Annotated in this window: 1 protein-coding gene; it reads right to left on the reverse strand. The window is 74.0% G+C overall.

The window, feature by feature from the left end; translation table 11 throughout:
• The coding region (locus tag KVS67_RS12480) for a hypothetical protein (RefSeq protein WP_217565494.1) at positions 1–229 on the reverse strand (229 nt) is incomplete at its 3' end.
• Positions 230–250: the final 21 nt, after the last annotated feature.

The following is a 250-nucleotide window of genomic DNA, read 5'->3' on the forward strand; positions in this document are numbered from 1 at the left end:
CCGAGACCTCGCCGGTGGCCGCGGTGACGGGGGCCTGGCCCTGGGCACCGACGAGCTTGAGCTCGCCGTGCATCAGGATCATCGGGGCCTGGGTGGTGGCCTGCTCCAGCAGGTGTGCGGCGTCCAGGTCGGTCTGCTTCTGCGGGTCGGTCGAGCCCAGCTGCTCGGGGGCGGCGGCCTTCTCGTCCTCGTCCTCCGCGGGGGACGTGGCGTGGAGATCGGTGGCCACCTCCTGCTGCGCCGGCTCGGC

The organism is Micrococcus sp. GbtcB5 (assembly GCF_019091605.1).
In the GTDB taxonomy this organism is placed as follows: domain Bacteria; phylum Actinomycetota; class Actinomycetes; order Actinomycetales; family Micrococcaceae; genus Micrococcus; species Micrococcus luteus.